Below are 17,047 nucleotides of genomic sequence, written 5' to 3'. Positions count from 1 at the left end.
CGTGTAAACCAGGTTGCATGGCAAATCGGGGCAATTCGAGCAAGGCGAGCCGGCGCGAAGCGTCTTACGCACGGCCGCGCCAAGCGCACGATGCCGCCGCTGCTCGGCACGCTGAAGATCTCGATCGGGAGGCCGCACAGCGGTACGCCGCCGACGCGATGTTGGAGCAGCAGGCTAGCGGGGGCACGCGCGTCGACGCGCTCAAGCGATTGCACGAAGTCTCGCGGACGCTCGTCCGGCTCCGAAGCGAGCAAGACGCAGCACGTCTCGAACGCGACCAGTTGATCGCATCGCTCCGCGAAGTTGGCGAGAGCTGGAACTCGCTTGCAGCCCGGACTGGACGTAGCCGACAAGCCCTAACCAAACGGGTCTCACGCTAGTTGATCGGACGAACCGCCAACTCCGGGAGCTCAGGGCTACTGAGTTCGATTCCGAGGTTCGGCACTCTTTTGATTGAATGCCTCCTGGCGCCGCCGTCGCCGCGCTCGGATGATCAGCAACGCCACCCACGTATATGTCGCCACTACGAACACCCAGAACACACCGAACACGCCGAAGAGCGTCCAGGCGCTTTGGCTCCCCGCGGAGATCGCTGCGATCAGGAGGCCGGCGAACGCCGCTGTCAAGAGGGCGATCGCAAAGGCCCGTATCGCGATCAGGGTGGCGATGCGACGCCTCGTCAGCGGACGCGCCACAGTCCGGTCCCACCGGTCCCACTTATGCGGGTCGCTCACGATGTGAACGCTACTACTGCTCTGCCCCGCACCCATCGGAAACCGTCAATTGGATCCAAAAGCAGTCAATGACTATCAGTGGTACGATATCTTGTACCACTTGGAGGAAATCATGGCCATCACAGCAAGCGAGGCTCGCAGCGACCTGTTCGGCCTCATCGAACGCGTCAACCTCGACCAGACCGAAGTCGAGATCACGTCCAAGCGCGGTTCGGCCGTGCTGATGTCGAAGGACGAGTACGACTCGTTGTTGGAGACCACCTACCTCCTGCGCTCGCCCAAGAACGCACGACGCCTCATCGACGCCATCGAGAGCGCCCGGTCGGGAAACATCACCGAGCACGATCTGACCAGTGAGTGACCGCAAGCTCGCCTGGACCGCCGGCGGCTGGGAGGACTACCTCTACTGGCAGGGCCAGGACCGGCGAACACTCAAGCGGATCAACCTCCTGATCGAAGACATCCTGCGCGACGACCCGTTCGAAGGCGTCGGCAAGCCGGAGCCATTGAAGCACGCGCTGGCCGGCGCGTGGTCGCGGCGCATAGACGAAGCGAATCGGCTCGTGTACTTGGTGGACGATGCCTACGTAATCGTTCTGCAGGCGCGATACCACTACTGAACCAACGCCGGCCCATTTTGCGGGTTGTTCAGACGATGAGCTTGTAGAGGGCGTAGCCGAGGATCGAGGCTACTTCCACGATCAGCAGTGAGTTGAGAAATAGTGGCCAACTCGCATCTTGGCCATGACGACGCTCACGAATCGAGACGTCGACGGCTGAGGCAATCAGCGCAGCCAGCACGCACCCCCATAGAGCCCACCACGCTCCACCGTGATCGATCGCGTAGATCAGCCACAAGCCTTGGGCAGGAAGAAACAAGAATGCCCAAGCAACATAAACCGCGATTCGGCGGCCAGAGACTTTGGCAGGAGGAGACCCGGGCGCGCTCACCCGATTAGTTTGCAGCAGTACCTGCGCCGAGCTCCAATCTGCAGCGTAAAAGCGCGCCCAGCCAACGGCACCGAGGTCGAGAATTCGGGTTCTTGTGCCCACACTTTGCCCACACTTGAGTGAGATCTCCTGTGATGACAGTTCTTTTCTGTGATTCAAAACCCGCGGAATTCCGCGGAATTTCGCGACCGATCGTCCCCTGGTGGGCAACCCGAGCGAACTTTTAATCCGCGGGTCGTGGGTTCGAGCCCCACCGGGCCCACCCTTTCAATCGCGGTTGAACCACCGCACCCTCAGACGGGGTCCCTTCGCGCGAAGGCGACGGTGATCGACGTTCGTCACCGCAGCAGCGCGTGCACCATGTCGCTGCCCAACCGGGCCGCGGCGACGACGTCGAAGACGTACACCACATAGCGACCGCGGCGGGTGGTCGTGACGAAGCCGGCTTGTTTCAGGATCGCGAGGTGCCGGGAAACCTCCGGGGCGGTCAGCCCCCACGCCTCCGCCAGGTCGGCCGTCGTGTGCGGGCCCCGGATCAGGCTCCGGGCGAGCCGGAGCCGGACGGGGTTGTCGAGCGCGTGGAGTCGCTGCTCGATCACGTCGACGGGGGTCGAGGACGCTGTCGGAGTGCCGCCGGCGACCGGATACTGGATCACCGGACGCCATCCAGGAGCGTGGACGACCAGCAGGTGCGGGTGGCCGAGCACACTCGGCAGGAAGGTGACGCCGCGCTCGTCCGCGGTGGTCGCGTTGTCCTGCAGCTTGTCGACCACGATGTGGGAGCCATCGTCGTCCACGGTCACGGCCGTCGACACCGTGTCGACCATCCGCTTCAGTCCGGAAACGGCGAGCACGTCGTGCTTGAGGCGGGCGTCGGCGGCCAGGCGCGGCTGGAGCTGGCGCCAGGCGTCGGCGAAGAACGCGGTGTCGCAGTCCTCCAAGAGGCGCCGGATCGTCGTGCGAGCCCGGGGAGGATCGCCGAGAACGTAGTCGACGAAACCGATCTGGCGGGGGCCTCGGGCGAGCGCGCGCTCCCTGGCCAGCTCTCTCGCCGCGGTGTCGACCAGCGGAGAGCCGAGCTCCCGGAAGAGAGGCACGGTGCCGCAACTGCTGGTGAGGAGGGCGGCGGAGACCCAAGTCTCGTCGTCGAGCGCGTCCACCGCATCCAGTTCGTCGGTGAGCGACGCCCCAGGCTCGGACGGCAGCAGCATGTCGGCCCGCGAGGTGCGCCAGAGGAAGTCGGCGTCGATCAGGCGCTCCAGCAGCCCCGGCTCGATCGAGGCGGCCACCGACGACACCCAGCCGCCCTGCGCGGGATGGTGCGCGGGCTCCACCAGGAGGTGAACGGCCGAACCCAACTCCGCCAACGGAGAGGGGGCGAACCGGTAGCGCTCGGTGGTCACCCGGCTGACGTCGATGGAAACGCTCATGCCGTCATCCTCGCAACCTTTCGGCGGCGTGGGAATGCCGATTGACGATGATCGTCAATCGGAGCGCGCGCCGAGCCGCCCCTCGGACAGGGTGGCGGCATGACCATCAAAGAGATCCGCATCCAGACACGATTGGCGTCCTTCGTGCAGAGGCTGCGTGCTGGAACGACGCCGACCGCGGCCTCCCGCGCTGCGCGCACTGCCCGCAGAACGGCACTCCACGAGCGCCTCGACTACATGGATGCGGCGCGCACGGCCGCCGAACGGCAGCGGCTCAGAGGGTGACCAGGCATTCGCGGCACGCGCCGCTCAAGCGGTCTCTTTCGTCCCGCCGGGCCGGTGCTCCAAGCCCGGGACCGTGTCGCCGTAGGTGGCCTGCACCTCAGCGATGACGACCCGGTACCGGCCGATCCAGGCGTCGGACAGCCCCTTCGCCACCCGGTGCGTATCCATCGCCATGAGTTGTTGCAAGGCGTCGAGGCTGTCCCAGTAGTACACCTCCGCGTGCAGCCCGGTGGCCTCGTTGTGCCACTCCTCCTCTCCGAGGAAGCCGGGAATGCGCCGCGCGCGTTCGGCGATCTCGTCGTTGAGCGCGTGGAACTCGATGTCGAGATCTTTGAGCTCGAAGATGAAGGTGGAGGTGAACATCCGGTCGTCGGCACTCATCTCACACGAGTCCGGCCGCGAACAGACTGTCGCCGGTGTCCGTCACCGTGGTCGCCGCGCTGCGCGGTCTCCAGCCGAGCACCCGCACAGCCTTGCTCCCGTCGATCTTCTTGCTGATGCCGAGGTCGGGTGCGATCTCGCGCAGGTCCGAGTTGAACCGCGCGCCGATCCGCACGACGAGGTTCGGGATGGACCGGGTCGGGATACGTGCGCCACGCTCTCCGAGGTGGTCTTTGAGGAGCAGGCCGATCTGCTTCATCGTCATGCCCATCCCGCTGTAGACGATGAATCGCTGCCCGGCAGCGTCCGGCGCGGTCATGGCGAGGAGGTGCGCGCTTGCCACGTCCCGCACGTCGACGATGGGCATCCAGAAGTCCGGGTAGCCGGGCAGTTTCCCCTCGATCACCTGCTGGACGAGGTGGACGACGCCCGACGGGCGCGTGCCGAGAACGGGGCCGAACACCGCGACGGGGTTGATGGTCGTGAGCTCCAGGGTGCCGCCCTCGGCCGCGATGAAGTCGAAGGCTGCCTTCTCGGCGAGGATCTTGCTCTTGTAATACGTTCCGACTCCCGGGCCGCCGATGATGCTGTGGTCGTCGTCCGTGAACACGTGGTCGGTACGTCCCCAGCCGAAGCCCTGCGTGGCGAAGGCCGAGGTGAGGACGACGCGCTTCACGCCGGCGTCACGCGCGGCGCGCAGGACGCGCAGCGCTCCGTCGCGCGCCGGTGCGATGAGCTCGTTCTCGTCCGTGATCTTGCCGTGATTGAGCGGCGATGCGACGTGCAGCACGTGCTCGCATCCGGCAACCGCTTCCGCCCATCCCGTGTCATCGCCCAGCTCCGCTGCGACGACTTCGAGACCGCCGAGGTCGACACCGGTGCCGCTGAGCATCGAGCGCACCACGGCTTCACGGGACAGGCTCCGCACGGTAGTGCGCACCTCGTATCCCTGCTGCAGCAACTGATGGATGCAGTGGCCTGCGATGAAACCGGAGCCGCCCGTCACGAGAACGCGTTGAGTCATATCCTGATCGTCACACCGCTCGCCGCACCGCGCTAGCCCCCTGCGTCACCCGAGTGACGAGAGGTGGTTGCCGTCCTGACGGACGAGGACGCCACCGGCGAAGTACCACTGCTCGTCCGTCGCCGTCGGCGTCGTCCACAACTGGGCTCCGGTCGCGCGGTCGTACGCCGCGCCCGTTCCGGGGGCGTTGATGGTGGCGCCGTTCTGATAGGTGACGCCCGGACCGAAATACCGTGAAGCTCCTGGGGGGTCGACGATCGGAGTGGCTGCACCCGTGTCGCGGTCGACGGAGCAGGTCGCCTTGTCGACGACGACCAGCGAGTTCCGCTCAGTGTCGGCGAGGATGTCGCGACTGACGAGGCCGCCGGGCGTGAGCCCGCACCGCGTGATGTCGGCCGTCATGAGCACGGCGCCTGTCGTGCTGTCGATCCGGGTGAGCGTGGTCGTGTTCGTCATGACCAGGTCGCCGGACGGGGTTCCGAAGCCGAAGCCGGTGCTCCCGATCGCGCCACCGGCGACATCGCCCGGCTGGCCGTTCGTCGTCGTCGCCTCGGCGATGTTGTCGTCGTGGCTGAACGGCTTGGTCCACAGCGTCTGGCCCGTGGAGCGGTCGATCGCGGCGATCGTGTGCGGGTAGCCGTCGACCAGATCCCGGTACTCGATGATCACCGAACCCAGCGCCACCTGGGTCCCGTTGGGAGACACGTGGCTGATCGCGCCGGTGCCGAGATCGATCAAGCCGGTCATCCACCCACCGCCGCCGTCAGGGACGTACGCGAGCTGTGCGAGACCGGAACCGGAGAAGTTCCGTAACATCATTCCCGCGTCCGACGCCTGCAGCGGTGTCTGCCAACTCGGATGCGCGAGGTCGCGCGGGTCGACGCGCTCGACGGCGTAGCCTGTCGGCTGGCCGGACGCATCCAGAGTGGTCGGCTTCGTCCAGATCACGTCGCCGCTGTCGTCCCAGACCGGCGACAGCCGCTCGAGCGGATCCGGCCCGAAGTCGGCCGGCAGCGTCGCGACCGTCTGACCCGTCGCCAGGTCCAGGATGTCGCGGGGTCCACCGCCTCCGCTGGTGTCGGCGAACAGGGCACGATTGGAGGTTCCGAGCACGGCGAGGAGCGTCCCTCTCCCCGTGTCGCCGTCCCAGTTCCACTCGCGTGACCACAGCACGGTGCCGTGGACGGTGTCGACCATCGTGACGGACGCCGTCCCGTGGCCTGCCACGCAGCCGTGTCCGACATCCGTGGCGTTCGACGAGAGGGTGAACAGGGCGAGGCCCGTGGCGATGTTGTACCCGAATCGCTGCTGGCAGTCGCTGGTCGCGGCCGGCAGGTCCAGGCTCCACGATGGATGCGCGGGGAGCGACCGCACATCGGTCGGCGTGATCGGGGTGGACTGCACCTGAATGGCCGCCGCCGGTGCAGTCGGAGCCGCGGTGGGCGTCGGGGTCGGGGTCGGCGTCATGCTCGGCGTGTCCGTGACCACGGGCGCGGGCGGCGGGGCGTCGAAGCGGATGATGCCGGACATCGCGAGCGCCGCTGTGCCACCAGCGAGGACGATCGCAATCGCGGCGAGGATCGAGGTCAGCGCGATCTGGAACCGGCGGCGGCGGCGCGGCTCGTCGGCGACCGTGTCGAGCAGCAGAGACCGGATGGCGTCGCTGCGCTCCGGGGTGAACTCGGTGGCGCTCATCGTGCACCTCCTTCGAGGATGGTCTGGTCGAAATCGTCTGGTCGGACGTCGGCGAGCGGGGACGCCAGTTCCGTGAGGCGGGCACGGGCGCGGGAGAGGCGCGATTTGACCGTGCCTTCCGGGACGCCGAGGGCCTCAGCGGCCTGCGCCGTCGTCAGCTCCTCGAGGAGGCAGAGAGTGATCACGTCCTGGTCGCGTTTGCTGAGCTGCGCGAACACCGCCCGCACCTGCCTGTCGCGCACCGACCCGTCGATCGCGTCGTCCACGTCGACCGCGTGGTCTCGCTGCGGCGACGGGAGGGGGACCTTGTTCAGCACCGACCGATAGCGGCGGGTGCTGCGGCTGTGGTTGCGCACGGCGTACGTGGTCGTGACCAGCAGCCAGCCGATGATCGACCCGTCGACGATCCGCACGGAGTCGCGTTTGCGCCACGCCTCCAGGAAGACCACAGCGGTGACATCTTCAGCGTCGTGACGCTGGCCGAGGAGTCTCAGCGCGTGGCCGAAGACGCGGTCGCGATGCCGGTCGAACAGCGATGCGAACGCTGGACCGTCCCCTCCACGCGCCGCCGACCAGGCCTCTGCCTCGTCGAATTCATCCGTGCTCATACCCTCTACTGTCCGGTCGGCTCCCGATGGTTCCATCGGGCCCGACGCCGGTCACGCGACCCCGGTGATACGCCGACGCTCGAAGAGGTAGCCGACCGCTACCGCCCCGGCGACGCACAGCATCACGGGGGCGAACATCTCCGGACCCTGGTTCGTGAATTCCATCACCAGAAGCAGGGCGGTCAAGGGCGCGCGCATCGTCACGGCGAGGAACGCGGCGGCGCCGATCAGGGCGAAGACAGCGACGGGTGCGCCCGGCCAGACGAGGTTCCAGGCCGCGCCGACGGTCAGGCCGAGTCCCGCTCCGATGGCGAGCGACGGCGTCAGGGTGCCTCCCGCCGCGCCGGAGCCGATGGTTCCGGCCGTCGCGAACACCTTCACGACGGTCATGACGAGGATCAGCAGCACCGGCATCGACGCGGTCAGCGCCAGCTGACCGAGCGAGCGGCCGTTGCCGAGGATGGCGGGGAGCCACAGCGAGACGACGCCCACCGCGGTGAATACGAGCGGCATCACGATCAGGATGCCCCACGACTTCGGTCTGATGCCCTGCGCGAACTGGATCAGGCGCACGAAGCCGATCGCTGCGAACCCGATCACCGGGCCGGCGAGCACCGCCCACACGACGACGGACGGGGACAGCGGGAACTGCTCGATCGGATACAGCGGGTTGGCGGGCACGACCAGCCTCGCCACCAGGGTCGCGATGGCGGACGACGCCAGCGCGGGCAGCACGGTGGCGAAGCTGATCTCCGCCAGCAGGATCTCGACGGCGAACACCGCGCCGCCGAACGGCACGTTGTAGACGGCGGCCAGTCCGGCCCCTGCACCGCAGGCGACCAGGATGCGCCGCTCGCGCGCGTTCACCCCCGCTTTCTCGCTCAGCCAGTCGGCCGCCAGCGCCCCCAGCTCCCGCGGGGCGACCTCACGGCCGATGGATGCGCCGAGCCCGACGATCACGATCTGCAGGCCCGCGTTCGCGATGGTGACGAACCACGGCATCCGGCGTCCGCCGACCGCCGACTCGACCGAGACGATCGCGTGCTTCGGCTTCAGCCTGCCCCAGCGGCGCAACGCCCACCAGCCGACACCGCCGAGGACGCCGGCGACGGCGAGCGCCACCACCCGGTTGACCGGCGGCGCCTTCAGCAGGCCGTCGATGAACGTGCCCTCCGAGTACCCGAACGCGAGGTGCTGGATCGAGTGCAAAGCCAGGTAGACGAGTCCGCCGCCGATCCCGGCGCCGATGCCGACGAGCGCGGTCACGACCACCAGTCGGAGAATCCACTTCGGGGTGCTGGGAAGGGCGATGGGCACGCTCCAACGCTACTGGGTCACGCCGTCTCGTCGATCAGCGCACGCAGGTATCCTGCGTACCCGCCGTCGACCCGTCCTACCAGCCTGGCCGACGTCGTCACCGGGGCGTTCTCGGTCTGCGCGATCCGCGCGTCCCGTGCCCGGAGACGCTCGACCAGCGCGACGTCCTCGTCGAGTTCGACCGGCGCGAACCCGCCGACGGCCAGGTAGACGTCGGCACGCACGCCGAGGTTGGCACCGTGCACGTGGCCGAGGGTCGCCCCCGGGCTGTGCGTGGACAGCCAGACCTCCCTGCGGAGCGGGTCGAGGTCGTCGAGCGGCGGGACGACAGCGCCGATGAACGCTTCCGCGCCGTCGCTCGCCGACGCGAGCTGCTGAGCCAGCCACTCCTCCGGCACGGTGCCGTCTGCGTCCGTGGTCGCGATCCAGACGGCAGCAGGGTCCTCTCCTGCTGTCGCGAGACCGATGGCGGCGCCGAGCGCCCTGCTGCCGCCGACGTTCCCCCGGTCCGTCTCCACCACGGTCACGGACGGGAACGTGGACGCCACCCCGGCGGACGCGTCCGTGCACGAGTCGAGCACGAGCACGATGACGGGGGCGGGCATCCCGTGCCTCTCGACCAGTCGCGCCGACCGGACGATCGACGCGAGGCAGGCGGCGAGGGTCTCTGCTTCGTCCCTGGCAGGGACGACCACCACCATGCGCGCAATGCCGCCCGTCACGCGAACACCTCCAGCAGGAACTCCGCGTCGCGGTGCGTGACGACGGGTGCGAGCCCGGATGCGCTCCGGAAGGTCGTGTGCGCCTGCTCACCGCTCTGCGCGAAGTCGTCTGCGCTGCCCAGCCAGTGGCAGAGCAGGACGGCGCCGCCCTCCACGAGCGAGCCGACGCAGCGCGCGATCAGCAATCGCCACTCATCGTCGGCGAGGTAGTACGCGAGTTCGGAGACGACGATGAGGTCGAAGCGACCAGGCGGCCAGTGGCCGGGCACGCGCATCCTGGAGACGGTCACCTGCCGCCGGTCGGCCAGACGGGTGCGCGCTGCCTCGACCGCCGCCACCGATCCGTCGACGGCGAGCACGGCGTCTGCGCGGTCGGCCAGCTCGGCCGTCAGCTCCCCGATCGAGGCGCCGAGCTCCAGGATGCGTTCGTACCGCTCTTCGGGGAGGCACGCGACGGTGACGGCGCGCTTCCTGCGCTCGTACCAGCGGGAGCGCACGGACCACGGGTCGTCGCTCCGGCGGTGCAGCGACTCGAAGTGTTCGGCGAGGTCGCCCGCGGCGCTGCACTGTGGTCGGATCAGCACTTCTCGTCCCTCGCGAGCGCGCGCGACGAACTCGTTGGTGAGCACACCATCCTTGTTGTCCTCCGACCAGTGCTGCGACGCGAACGCCGCGAGTGCCGCCGCCTTGCGCTCCCGCCGAGAATCGACGCTCGGCACGTCGAGGAGCCGGTCCCAGGGCATGTCCGCAGGCTCGCCCCACTGCCAGAGCCACACCGGAAAGAACAGCACGGTGTCCCCCGTCGCCCGCGTCGCCTCCGCCAGTTCCCTGCCGAGCGTGCGGTGGTCACCGTGCCGGTCCCCTGGCCACGGAGCGAGCACCAGCCGGCCGACACCGGATGCGTCACCGGCGGGGTCGAGCACGCGGTCGATCTCCTCGCGCAACTGTTCTGCCTCGTGTTTGAGCGCGCCATCGGTCAGCCCGAGAAAGCGCGGAGGCGTCCCCACCCCCAGCTCGGCGAGCGCACGGCGGAGCTCGTCCGCTCTGCGCTCGTCGTCGCCGGTCGCGACGATCACGCGCACGGTCAGCCCGCGCTCGGCCGCGGCGGAGAGGAAGCCGCCGAGCGCGATGGTCTCGTCGTCCGGGTGCGCAGAGAACACCACGATCTCGCCGATGCCGTCGAGGTCGTCGTCCGCCAGAGTGTCGACGGTCTGCCACTCGTCCCTGGCCTCCCAGGCGGCCGCGCTCGTCACCGTGCGAAGGGGGTCGAACGCTACCATCGCGGTCCGCCGTCCGGCAGATGACCGGCGAGCGATGCGTCGTCCGGCCCGCGATGGTACTGCGACAGATACAGATCGAGGTCCGCGTAACGTCGAGCAAGGGACTCGTCGAAGGCGAGCGCAGCAGGGCCGAGCACGTCGCGCACGGCGGCCAGCGTCTCGACCACGGCATCGGCGACCGTACCGCGAACGGTGTGAGCGAGGACGGCGGCAGCGTCAGCCGCCGTGGTGGAAGCGTCGATCGACGCGGCGGCCGCATCGAGCTGGGCGCGGGCGGCGTCGAGCATCCGGTACAGGCGCCCCGCTCGAGAGGCGGCGAGCGTCCCAGCGCCCGGACGACCAGCCTTCGCGATCACCGCGTCGGCGAGCGGAAGGCAGCCGCCCCACCAGGCCGCTGCGACGCCGATGGCGCCCCAGCGGAACCCCGGGCGTTCGAGATACCAGCCAGCGCCGCCGATCGGCTGAGCGGGAACACGGTCGAACCGCACCGGTCCGCTCTCCACGTCCGCCAGGCCGCGCGCCACCCAGGCAACGTCCTCCGCGACCACGCCGGGTCGGCGGAGCGACACCAGGAACATCCGGCGTTCTCCGCCGTCGGTCGTCGCGGTCACGAGCGCATCCGTGAGGCGTGCCCCGAGAGAGCACCACGGCTTGACCCCGTCGACGATCCACCCGCCATCGACGTCCGGCTGGGCGCGCAGGACCGCTCCCGGCGCTTCTGCCGCGAACACGCCGAGCGTGGCGCCGTCGGGCGGCGGCTCAGCCCCCGCCTCGTGCAGGATGGCGAGGGCGTCGAGGTGCGGCTCCAGCACCCGCGCCGCGGTCACGTCGGCGGCTGCCGCCCTCTGCAGGACGCCGAACCGCTCCGCTGTGCGCCCTTCGCCGGGGAAGGGAGCCACCTCGTCGGCGCCCGCCTGCGCCAAAGCCTCCAGCAACGGCCCGACACGGCCGGCGCAGGACGCCGCCGCAGCGAGATAGGTCCGTTCCGCCAGCGTCACCGCGCAGCGGGGGTGCGGTTCTCGGCGCTGACCATCCAGGCGTACTGCTCCAGGGAGGCGATGATCGCGTGCAGGAGGTCGGCCGTCGTCGGGTCTTCGTCGTCGACCTCGTCGTGCACGTCGCGGATCGTCGCGACGGTCGCTTCGAGGCGGTCGGTGATCAGGTCGACCGTCTCCGCCGTGTCCACCTCGCCGTTCGGGAACTCGGGCAGGCTCGTGCTCTTCGCGACGACCGAGCTTCTTCCGTCCGGGGTGGCGTGCAGTGCGCGCAGTCGCTCGGCGACCTCATCGCTGAACTCTCTGGCCGCCTCGATGATCTCGTCCAGCTGCAGGTGCAGGTCGCGGAAGTTCTTGCCGACCACGTTCCAGTGCGCCTGCTTGCCCTGCAGGTGCAGCTCGATCAGGTCGACGTGGACCCGCTGCAGGTCGGCGACCAGCTGCGGGGACGCGACGAAGCCGTGCTCCGCGTGCTCGCGCCGGGTGGTGTGCGCCCCGGCCCGTGCCCCGCTCGCGGTCTTCGCGCCAGAACGCGCGGTGGTCTTGGTCGTGCTCGCCTTCGTTGTTGCCTGTGCCATGAGCATCTCCGTCTCGTATCGGTGACTGGGACACGAACGGTAGACGCTTCCCCCGCACCCGAGAACCGGCTTGACGGAACGTGGATGCTCTGCTCAGGCGGCGTTGCGGTGACCGGAACTCAGCAACTCGGCGACGAGCACGCGGAACCGCGCGGGCTCCAGGCCGAACGTGCGGCGGATCGCGTCGTCTTTGGCGACGCGGTCCGCCTCAGAGCGCACGGCGGTCTCCGGGTGCTCTACTTCGAACAGGATGAGGAGTCTCTTGCGCGGCGTCGGCATGGCCCCAGTCTCGCCGGGACCACCGACACCGCACGCCGCCACCGCCCGCCGGCCGCGCCTCCCCGGAACCGCTCAGCCCTGGACGAGCGCTCCGACCGTCAGCAGCGAGACCGTGTCGGTCGTGCACGCCGTGTAGTCGGCGTCCTTCACGAACAGCGACTCCGTCGATCCTGGCGGGTAGACGCGGAAGCCGTCCGCCGGCTTGGGCTGGCAGTCCGAGCTCGAGTAGTTGAGGGCCTGGGCGATCTTCAGCGGCGCGGTCGCCGTTCCTCCCGGCGCCAGGCTCACGGTCGGGTGCGGCGTCGACCTGTCGAGTTCTGCCGCCTTGCCGAGCTGCGTTCCGTTGCCGTCGCCGACGAACGACACCCCGGGCCAGCCCTGCAGCGCGCAGGCGGTCGTCCCGTTGTTCGTCAGCACCAGGGTCACCTCGACGCTGCCGGCCGCTCCCCCGCCGCCGGCGCCGATGGTGCCGGTCAGCTTCGCGGTGTCGCACTGCCCGTCGATGGGGACGGCGGTGCTGGACCCGCTCGGCCGGGGCGACGACGACGCTGTCGTCGCCGACGACACCGGCGTCGTGCTGGGCGAACCGCTCGGTGTCGACGCCGCGCAGGCTGTCAGGGCGAGCGCGAGCCCGGCGGTGATCAGGGAGGCTGTGACGATCCTGGAAGAAGTCATGCCCCTATCTGACCATCATCCGAACGTGAACGAGTATGCCGAAACACCTTTCGGGATGGTCACGATCAGATTTCCTGTCTTCGCCGCAGCTGATTTCAGCAGTTCGTACGAGTCCGGCGTTCCCTTCACGTCGATCGTCTTGGTGACGCCGTCGACCGTGTACGTGACCGTTCCGCTGCCGGAGAGGACCATGCGCACCTCGGAGGCCGTGAAGTCTAGCTTGACCCGCGCATCCTGAGCTGTCGGCTGGATGGACTGGGTGCCGAGCGTCCACGCTCCGTCGAGCGCGAAGGTGCTCGACGCCTGCTTCGCGGGGAGGGCGAACGTCGGCGTCCTGGCCGAGTACATCTCTGCTCCGCCGAAGTTCACGACCTTGGTGGTGCCGAGGTAGGTCTCCCGCGTCGTGCTTCCCGCCTTCGGGGTGGTGTCTTTCACCTCGGTGGCGGACGGCAGGGCGACGCCGGCCTTCGCATCCTGCAGCAGCTGGCGGATGAGCTTCTCGGTGGAGGCGTAGTTCCCTTCGCCGAACTGCACGTTGCGCACGACGCCCGTGGCGTCGATCAGGTAGTGCGCAGGCCAGTAACGGTTGCGGTAGTTGGTCCAGGTGCTCAAGTCGTTGTCGATCGCCACCGGATACGTGATGCCGAAGCCTTTCGCTCCCGCTTCGACGTTGGCCGGCACCTTCTCGAACGCGTACTCCGGGGCGTGGATGCCGATCACGTCGAGGCCCGCGTCCTTGTACGCCTTGTCCCAGGCGACGACGTGCGGGATGCTGCGCTGGCAATTGATGCAGGAGTACGCCCAGAAGTCGATCAGCACCACTTTGCCCTTGAGCTGAGAGAGCGCGATGGGCTGGTTGCCCGGAGTGTTGAACCACTGCTGGATGCCGGTGATGTCCGGCGCGGTGCCACAACTCTGCAACTGGTCGGAGTTGTTCGTGCACTTGGACAGGTTCTTGTTCTGGTCGTTGACGATGCCGCCGAGGTTGAGGGCCTGCGACACCTGGTCGGAGTTCGAGAATTGGTCCTGCAGCGCGCTGGTGTAGTCGGGGATGAGCCGCTGAAGCGCCTGCGGCAGGTTGAACAGCAGCCCGACGGCGAGCGCCAGCATCAGGATGCCGCCGGTCAGGCGGATGCCCTTCTGGTGCTTGCGGAACGTCTTCACTCGCTCGGCGACGCGACGCCCGGCGAGCGCGAAGATCAGGAGCGGGATGGCGGCGCCGATCGCGAACGTGACGGTGAGCACGATCGTCTCCGGGCCGATCCTGCCTGTCGACCCCGCCACCGTGATCGCGGCGAGCACCGGCCCTGCGCAGGGCACGTAGACGGCGCCGAGCGCGATGCCGAGCACGAAGCCTCCCCGCTCCGTCCCGACGTTGCGCTGCGGGATCCAGGAGAACGGCTTCTCCAGGTACTGCTCGAACTTCGGCACGATCAGGCCGACACCGATGAGCACCAGGACGATGATGCCGGCGTAGCGCAGTACATCCTGTGGCAGGTGAAGCAACGCCAGGATGAGCGACCCGGCCAGCGTGAAGACGCTGAAGCTCACGACCAGGCCGAGGATGACCTGGTACGGCCGCCAGCGGGAGACCGTCTGGACGGGGGCCTCCTTCGTGAGGACGGTCCCCTCCTCGCTCCGGCCTGGTTCCCTGCCGGCTGGTCTGTCCGGTTTCGCGCGAGCGCTCTGCGCCCCGCCGGAGAAGAAGATGACGGGCAGCACCGGCAGGATGCACGGCGAGATGCCGGTGATGAGGCCGCCGAGGAAGCCGATGATGGCGAGGGTCAGGTACATGGCAACGGTTCGGAACGACAGGGGCTGCCGGATTGATCCGGAAACTTCTTCACCGAATCCCAATCCGATTCCCACCCGGTCCCGAATCCTCCTGTGAAGCCGCTCCTGCGGCACAGCCCATACGAAGGAGTAGTTCCATGCGAGTTCAGAAGCGCCACGTCATCGCCGCCATCGGACTCGCCGCAGTGGCCGCCCTCGGTCTCTCGGCGTGTTCCTCCGGAAGCTCAGGCTCCGGTTCTTCCAGTTCGTCGTCATCGATGACGACGAGTTCCCCCAGCGCGTCGACGATGGATCCGGCAGCGGACCTCGTCGGCAGTGGATGCGCGGCATACGCCAAGGCCGTCCCGACCGGTGCCGGTTCGGTCACCGGCATGGCCCAGGACCCGGTGGCCGTCGCAGCGAGCAACAACCCGCTGCTCACCACCCTGGTCGCCGCGGTCTCCGGCAAGCTCAACCCCGATGTGAACCTGGTCAGCACCCTCAACGGCAGTGAGTTCACCGTCTTCGCACCGGTCGACGACGCGTTCAAGAAGATCGACGCGGCGACCATCGACACGCTGAAGACCCCGGCAGGAGCAGACACGCTCAAGAAGATCCTGACCTACCACGTGGTCGCGGGCCAGATCGCACCGGATGCGATCGCCGGCACCCACAAGACCGTCGAAGGCGGAAACGTCACCGTCACCGGAAGCGGCGACAACATCATGGTGAACGACGCCAAGGTCATCTGCGGAGGCGTCCACACCGCCAACGCGACGGTGTACCTCATCGACTCCGTGCTGATGCCGCCGGCCAACTGATCCCCTCCGTCACCGGCTGCATCGAAAAGAGCGGCCCTCCGGTTCGTCCGGCGGGCCGCTTTTCGTCGTGCCGGCGGGGTCGCCCTGTCATGATGGGAGGCATGAAGGGCATCACCACCTGGCTCATCCGGTTCTGGCCGGTCGTCGTACCGATCATCGGGGTGATCCTTCTCATCGCCTGCTGGAACGCCGAACTCGGCCCTGTGCTGATCGCCATCGTCGCCGTCGTGCTCGCCGGGACCGTGCTCGCCGCCGTGCAGCACGCCGAGGTGGTCGCCCACAAAGTGGGCGAGCCGTTCGGTTCCCTCGTGCTCGCCGTCGCGGTGACGGTGATCGAGGTGGCGCTGATCGTGACGCTGATGACCAGCGGCAAAGACGCATCAACGTTGGCGAGGGACACCGTGTTCTCCGCCGTGATGATCACCATGAACGGCATCGTGGGTCTGTCGCTGCTGCTCAGTTCCACCAGGAGCACCACTAGCAACTTCAACTCGCAGGGAAGCGGTGCCGCCCTCGCGACCGTGGCCGCGATGGCGACGCTGACGATGGTGCTGCCGACCTTCACCGAGACACCCGGCCCGCAGTTCTCGCCGAGCCAGCTGGTGTTCGCCGCGCTGGCCTCCGTCGTGCTGTATGCGATGTTCGTGTTCACGCAGACCATCGCCCATCGCGACTACTTCCTGCCGGTGACGTCGAAGGGCAAACCGCTCGGCGAGGACAGCCACGCCGACAAGCCGTCGTCGCGCACCGCGTTCATCAGCCTCGGACTGCTGCTCGTCGCCCTCGTCGCCGTGGTCGGACTCGCCAAGCTGGAGTCGCCGTCGATCGAGGCCGGGGTGGCGGCGATCGGGTTCCCCCAGTCGTTCGTCGGCGTTGTCATCGCGCTGCTGGTGCTGCTCCCCGAAGGCATCGCCGCCGCGAAGGCCGCGGTGCGCAACCGGATGCAGACCAGCCTCAACCTGGCGCTCGGCTCGGCCATCGCGAGCATCGGCCTGACGATCCCGTCGATCGCCATCGCCTCCATCTGGCTCACCGGTCCGCTGCACCTCGGTCTCGGCGCGAGCCAGATCGTGCTGCTCGCGCTCACTGTCGGCGTGAGCGTCCTGACGCTCATGCCGGGCCGCGCTGTCCGGCTGCAGGGCGGCATCCACCTGGTGCTGTTCGCCGCGTTCGTGTTCCTGTCCATCGCGCCCTGACCTGCGCCGGGGGCTGGCGCGCCGTCACGGCGTGGGGGCAAGCTGGGACGCGAGGCCCCGCGACCGCGCGGCCGCACCGAGACGAGGTGGATGCGATGACCACGGAACGCGAACCGATCGAGTACCCCGACGAGGCAGGATATCCGGACGGCACCGGCTTCCTCGACGAGGGCACCGCCGCGCACGACACGGCCCAGGATGCGGCGTCCACGGACGACGCGGCTCCATCCCTCGACGCCGTCGCCGCCTTCGCCGACAGCGACGAGGAGGACGCCGAGCCCGCCGACGGCCCCGACGTCTAGT

At 68.5% G+C, this 17,047-nt stretch carries 21 protein-coding genes; 6 read left to right on the top strand and 15 right to left on the bottom strand.

What is annotated here, in order from left to right; all coding sequences use genetic code 11:
* Window positions 1-416: 416 nt before the first annotated feature.
* Window positions 417-734, bottom strand: coding sequence for a hypothetical protein (locus AC37TH_RS09410; protein ID WP_490764098.1), 318 nt, complete (start codon window positions 732-734; stop codon window positions 417-419).
* Between the two features lie 112 nt (window positions 735-846).
* Between AC37TH_RS09410 and AC37TH_RS09405 the strand changes: the two genes are divergently transcribed.
* Window positions 847-1,095, top strand: a complete 249-nt coding sequence (locus AC37TH_RS09405) for a type II toxin-antitoxin system Phd/YefM family antitoxin (protein WP_382459092.1) — start codon at window positions 847-849, stop codon at window positions 1,093-1,095.
* A complete protein-coding gene (locus tag AC37TH_RS09400) occupies window positions 1,088-1,354 on the top strand; it encodes a Txe/YoeB family addiction module toxin (protein WP_490764097.1) in 267 nt (88 codons plus the stop codon). Before AC37TH_RS09405 ends, AC37TH_RS09400 begins: the two co-directional genes overlap by 8 nt.
* Window positions 1,355-1,382: 28 nt before the next feature.
* Here the strand turns inward: AC37TH_RS09400 and AC37TH_RS09395 are convergent, their stop codons facing one another.
* Entirely contained in the window at window positions 1,383-1,787 is a 405-nt protein-coding gene (locus AC37TH_RS09395; RefSeq protein WP_490764096.1) for a hypothetical protein, read from the bottom strand.
* Window positions 1,788-2,023: 236 nt separating this feature from the next.
* Complete coding sequence (locus tag AC37TH_RS09390; RefSeq protein WP_490764095.1) at window positions 2,024-3,115, bottom strand: DUF5937 family protein; 1,092 nt, start codon at window positions 3,113-3,115, stop codon at window positions 2,024-2,026.
* 99 nt (window positions 3,116-3,214) lie between these two features.
* Between AC37TH_RS09390 and AC37TH_RS09385 the strand changes: the two genes are divergently transcribed.
* Complete coding sequence (locus AC37TH_RS09385; protein WP_490764094.1) at window positions 3,215-3,400, top strand: hypothetical protein; 186 nt, start codon at window positions 3,215-3,217, stop codon at window positions 3,398-3,400.
* A gap of 24 nt (window positions 3,401-3,424) precedes the next feature.
* Here the strand turns inward: AC37TH_RS09385 and AC37TH_RS09380 are convergent, their stop codons facing one another.
* The 12 genes from AC37TH_RS09380 to AC37TH_RS09325 all read right to left on the bottom strand — a co-directional run bounded on the left by AC37TH_RS09380 (window position 3,425) and on the right by AC37TH_RS09325 (window position 14,748).
* Window positions 3,425-3,781 (bottom strand): antibiotic biosynthesis monooxygenase family protein, encoded by a 357-nt coding sequence (locus AC37TH_RS09380; RefSeq protein ID WP_490764093.1) that lies wholly within the window; start codon window positions 3,779-3,781, stop codon window positions 3,425-3,427.
* Between the two features lies 1 nt (window position 3,782).
* Entirely contained in the window at window positions 3,783-4,805 is a 1,023-nt protein-coding gene (locus AC37TH_RS09375) for an SDR family oxidoreductase (RefSeq protein WP_490764092.1), read from the bottom strand.
* Between the two features lie 45 nt (window positions 4,806-4,850).
* A complete protein-coding gene (locus AC37TH_RS09370; RefSeq protein WP_490764091.1) occupies window positions 4,851-6,500 on the bottom strand; it encodes a hypothetical protein in 1,650 nt (549 codons plus the stop codon).
* On the bottom strand, window positions 6,497-7,108 hold the full coding sequence (locus AC37TH_RS09365; protein ID WP_490764090.1) for an RNA polymerase sigma factor: 612 nt from the start codon (window positions 7,106-7,108) through the stop codon (window positions 6,497-6,499). Before AC37TH_RS09365 ends, AC37TH_RS09370 begins: the two co-directional genes overlap by 4 nt.
* A gap of 51 nt (window positions 7,109-7,159) precedes the next feature.
* On the bottom strand, window positions 7,160-8,425 hold the full coding sequence (locus AC37TH_RS09360) for a chloride channel protein (RefSeq protein WP_490764089.1): 1,266 nt from the start codon (window positions 8,423-8,425) through the stop codon (window positions 7,160-7,162).
* 17 nt (window positions 8,426-8,442) lie between these two features.
* Entirely contained in the window at window positions 8,443-9,147 is a 705-nt protein-coding gene (locus tag AC37TH_RS09355) for a glycosyltransferase family 2 protein (protein ID WP_490764088.1), read from the bottom strand.
* Window positions 9,144-10,427, bottom strand: a complete 1,284-nt coding sequence (locus AC37TH_RS09350; RefSeq protein WP_490764087.1) for a PIG-L family deacetylase — start codon at window positions 10,425-10,427, stop codon at window positions 9,144-9,146. Before AC37TH_RS09350 ends, AC37TH_RS09355 begins: the two co-directional genes overlap by 4 nt.
* The gene (locus AC37TH_RS09345; RefSeq protein WP_490764086.1) at window positions 10,421-11,425 is read right to left on the bottom strand and encodes a hypothetical protein; all 1,005 of its coding nucleotides are present in this window, start codon (window positions 11,423-11,425) and stop codon (window positions 10,421-10,423) included. Before AC37TH_RS09345 ends, AC37TH_RS09350 begins: the two co-directional genes overlap by 7 nt.
* Window positions 11,422-12,000, bottom strand: a complete 579-nt coding sequence (locus tag AC37TH_RS09340; RefSeq protein WP_490764085.1) for a Dps family protein — start codon at window positions 11,998-12,000, stop codon at window positions 11,422-11,424. Before AC37TH_RS09340 ends, AC37TH_RS09345 begins: the two co-directional genes overlap by 4 nt.
* A gap of 93 nt (window positions 12,001-12,093) precedes the next feature.
* A complete protein-coding gene (locus tag AC37TH_RS09335) occupies window positions 12,094-12,279 on the bottom strand; it encodes a hypothetical protein (protein ID WP_490764084.1) in 186 nt (61 codons plus the stop codon).
* A 72-nt stretch (window positions 12,280-12,351) separates the two neighbouring features.
* Window positions 12,352-12,954, bottom strand: coding sequence for a DUF4232 domain-containing protein (locus AC37TH_RS09330; RefSeq protein WP_490764083.1), 603 nt, complete (start codon window positions 12,952-12,954; stop codon window positions 12,352-12,354).
* Window positions 12,955-12,969: 15 nt separating this feature from the next.
* Window positions 12,970-14,748: a cytochrome c biogenesis protein DipZ gene (locus AC37TH_RS09325; RefSeq protein ID WP_490764082.1), complete on the bottom strand. Its 1,779-nt coding sequence runs from the start codon at window positions 14,746-14,748 to the stop codon at window positions 12,970-12,972.
* Window positions 14,749-14,885: 137 nt separating this feature from the next.
* On the opposite strand from AC37TH_RS09325, the gene AC37TH_RS09320 reads away from it, so the two are divergent.
* The 3 genes from AC37TH_RS09320 to AC37TH_RS09310 all read left to right on the top strand — a co-directional run bounded on the left by AC37TH_RS09320 (window position 14,886) and on the right by AC37TH_RS09310 (window position 17,046).
* On the top strand, window positions 14,886-15,548 hold the full coding sequence (locus AC37TH_RS09320; RefSeq protein WP_490764081.1) for a fasciclin domain-containing protein: 663 nt from the start codon (window positions 14,886-14,888) through the stop codon (window positions 15,546-15,548).
* A gap of 101 nt (window positions 15,549-15,649) precedes the next feature.
* Window positions 15,650-16,744: a calcium:cation antiporter gene (locus AC37TH_RS09315; protein WP_490764080.1), complete on the top strand. Its 1,095-nt coding sequence runs from the start codon at window positions 15,650-15,652 to the stop codon at window positions 16,742-16,744.
* A 95-nt stretch (window positions 16,745-16,839) separates the two neighbouring features.
* Window positions 16,840-17,046 carry a hypothetical protein gene (locus tag AC37TH_RS09310; RefSeq protein WP_490764079.1) on the top strand — a complete coding sequence of 69 codons (207 nt, stop codon included), beginning with the start codon at window positions 16,840-16,842 and terminating at the stop codon, window positions 17,044-17,046.
* The last annotated feature ends 1 nt before the right edge of the window (window position 17,047 follow it).

Source organism: Leifsonia sp. McL0627, assembly GCF_058244615.1.
Note: the sequence above shows the minus strand (reverse complement) of the source record. Positions and strands in the feature narration are given on the sequence as shown.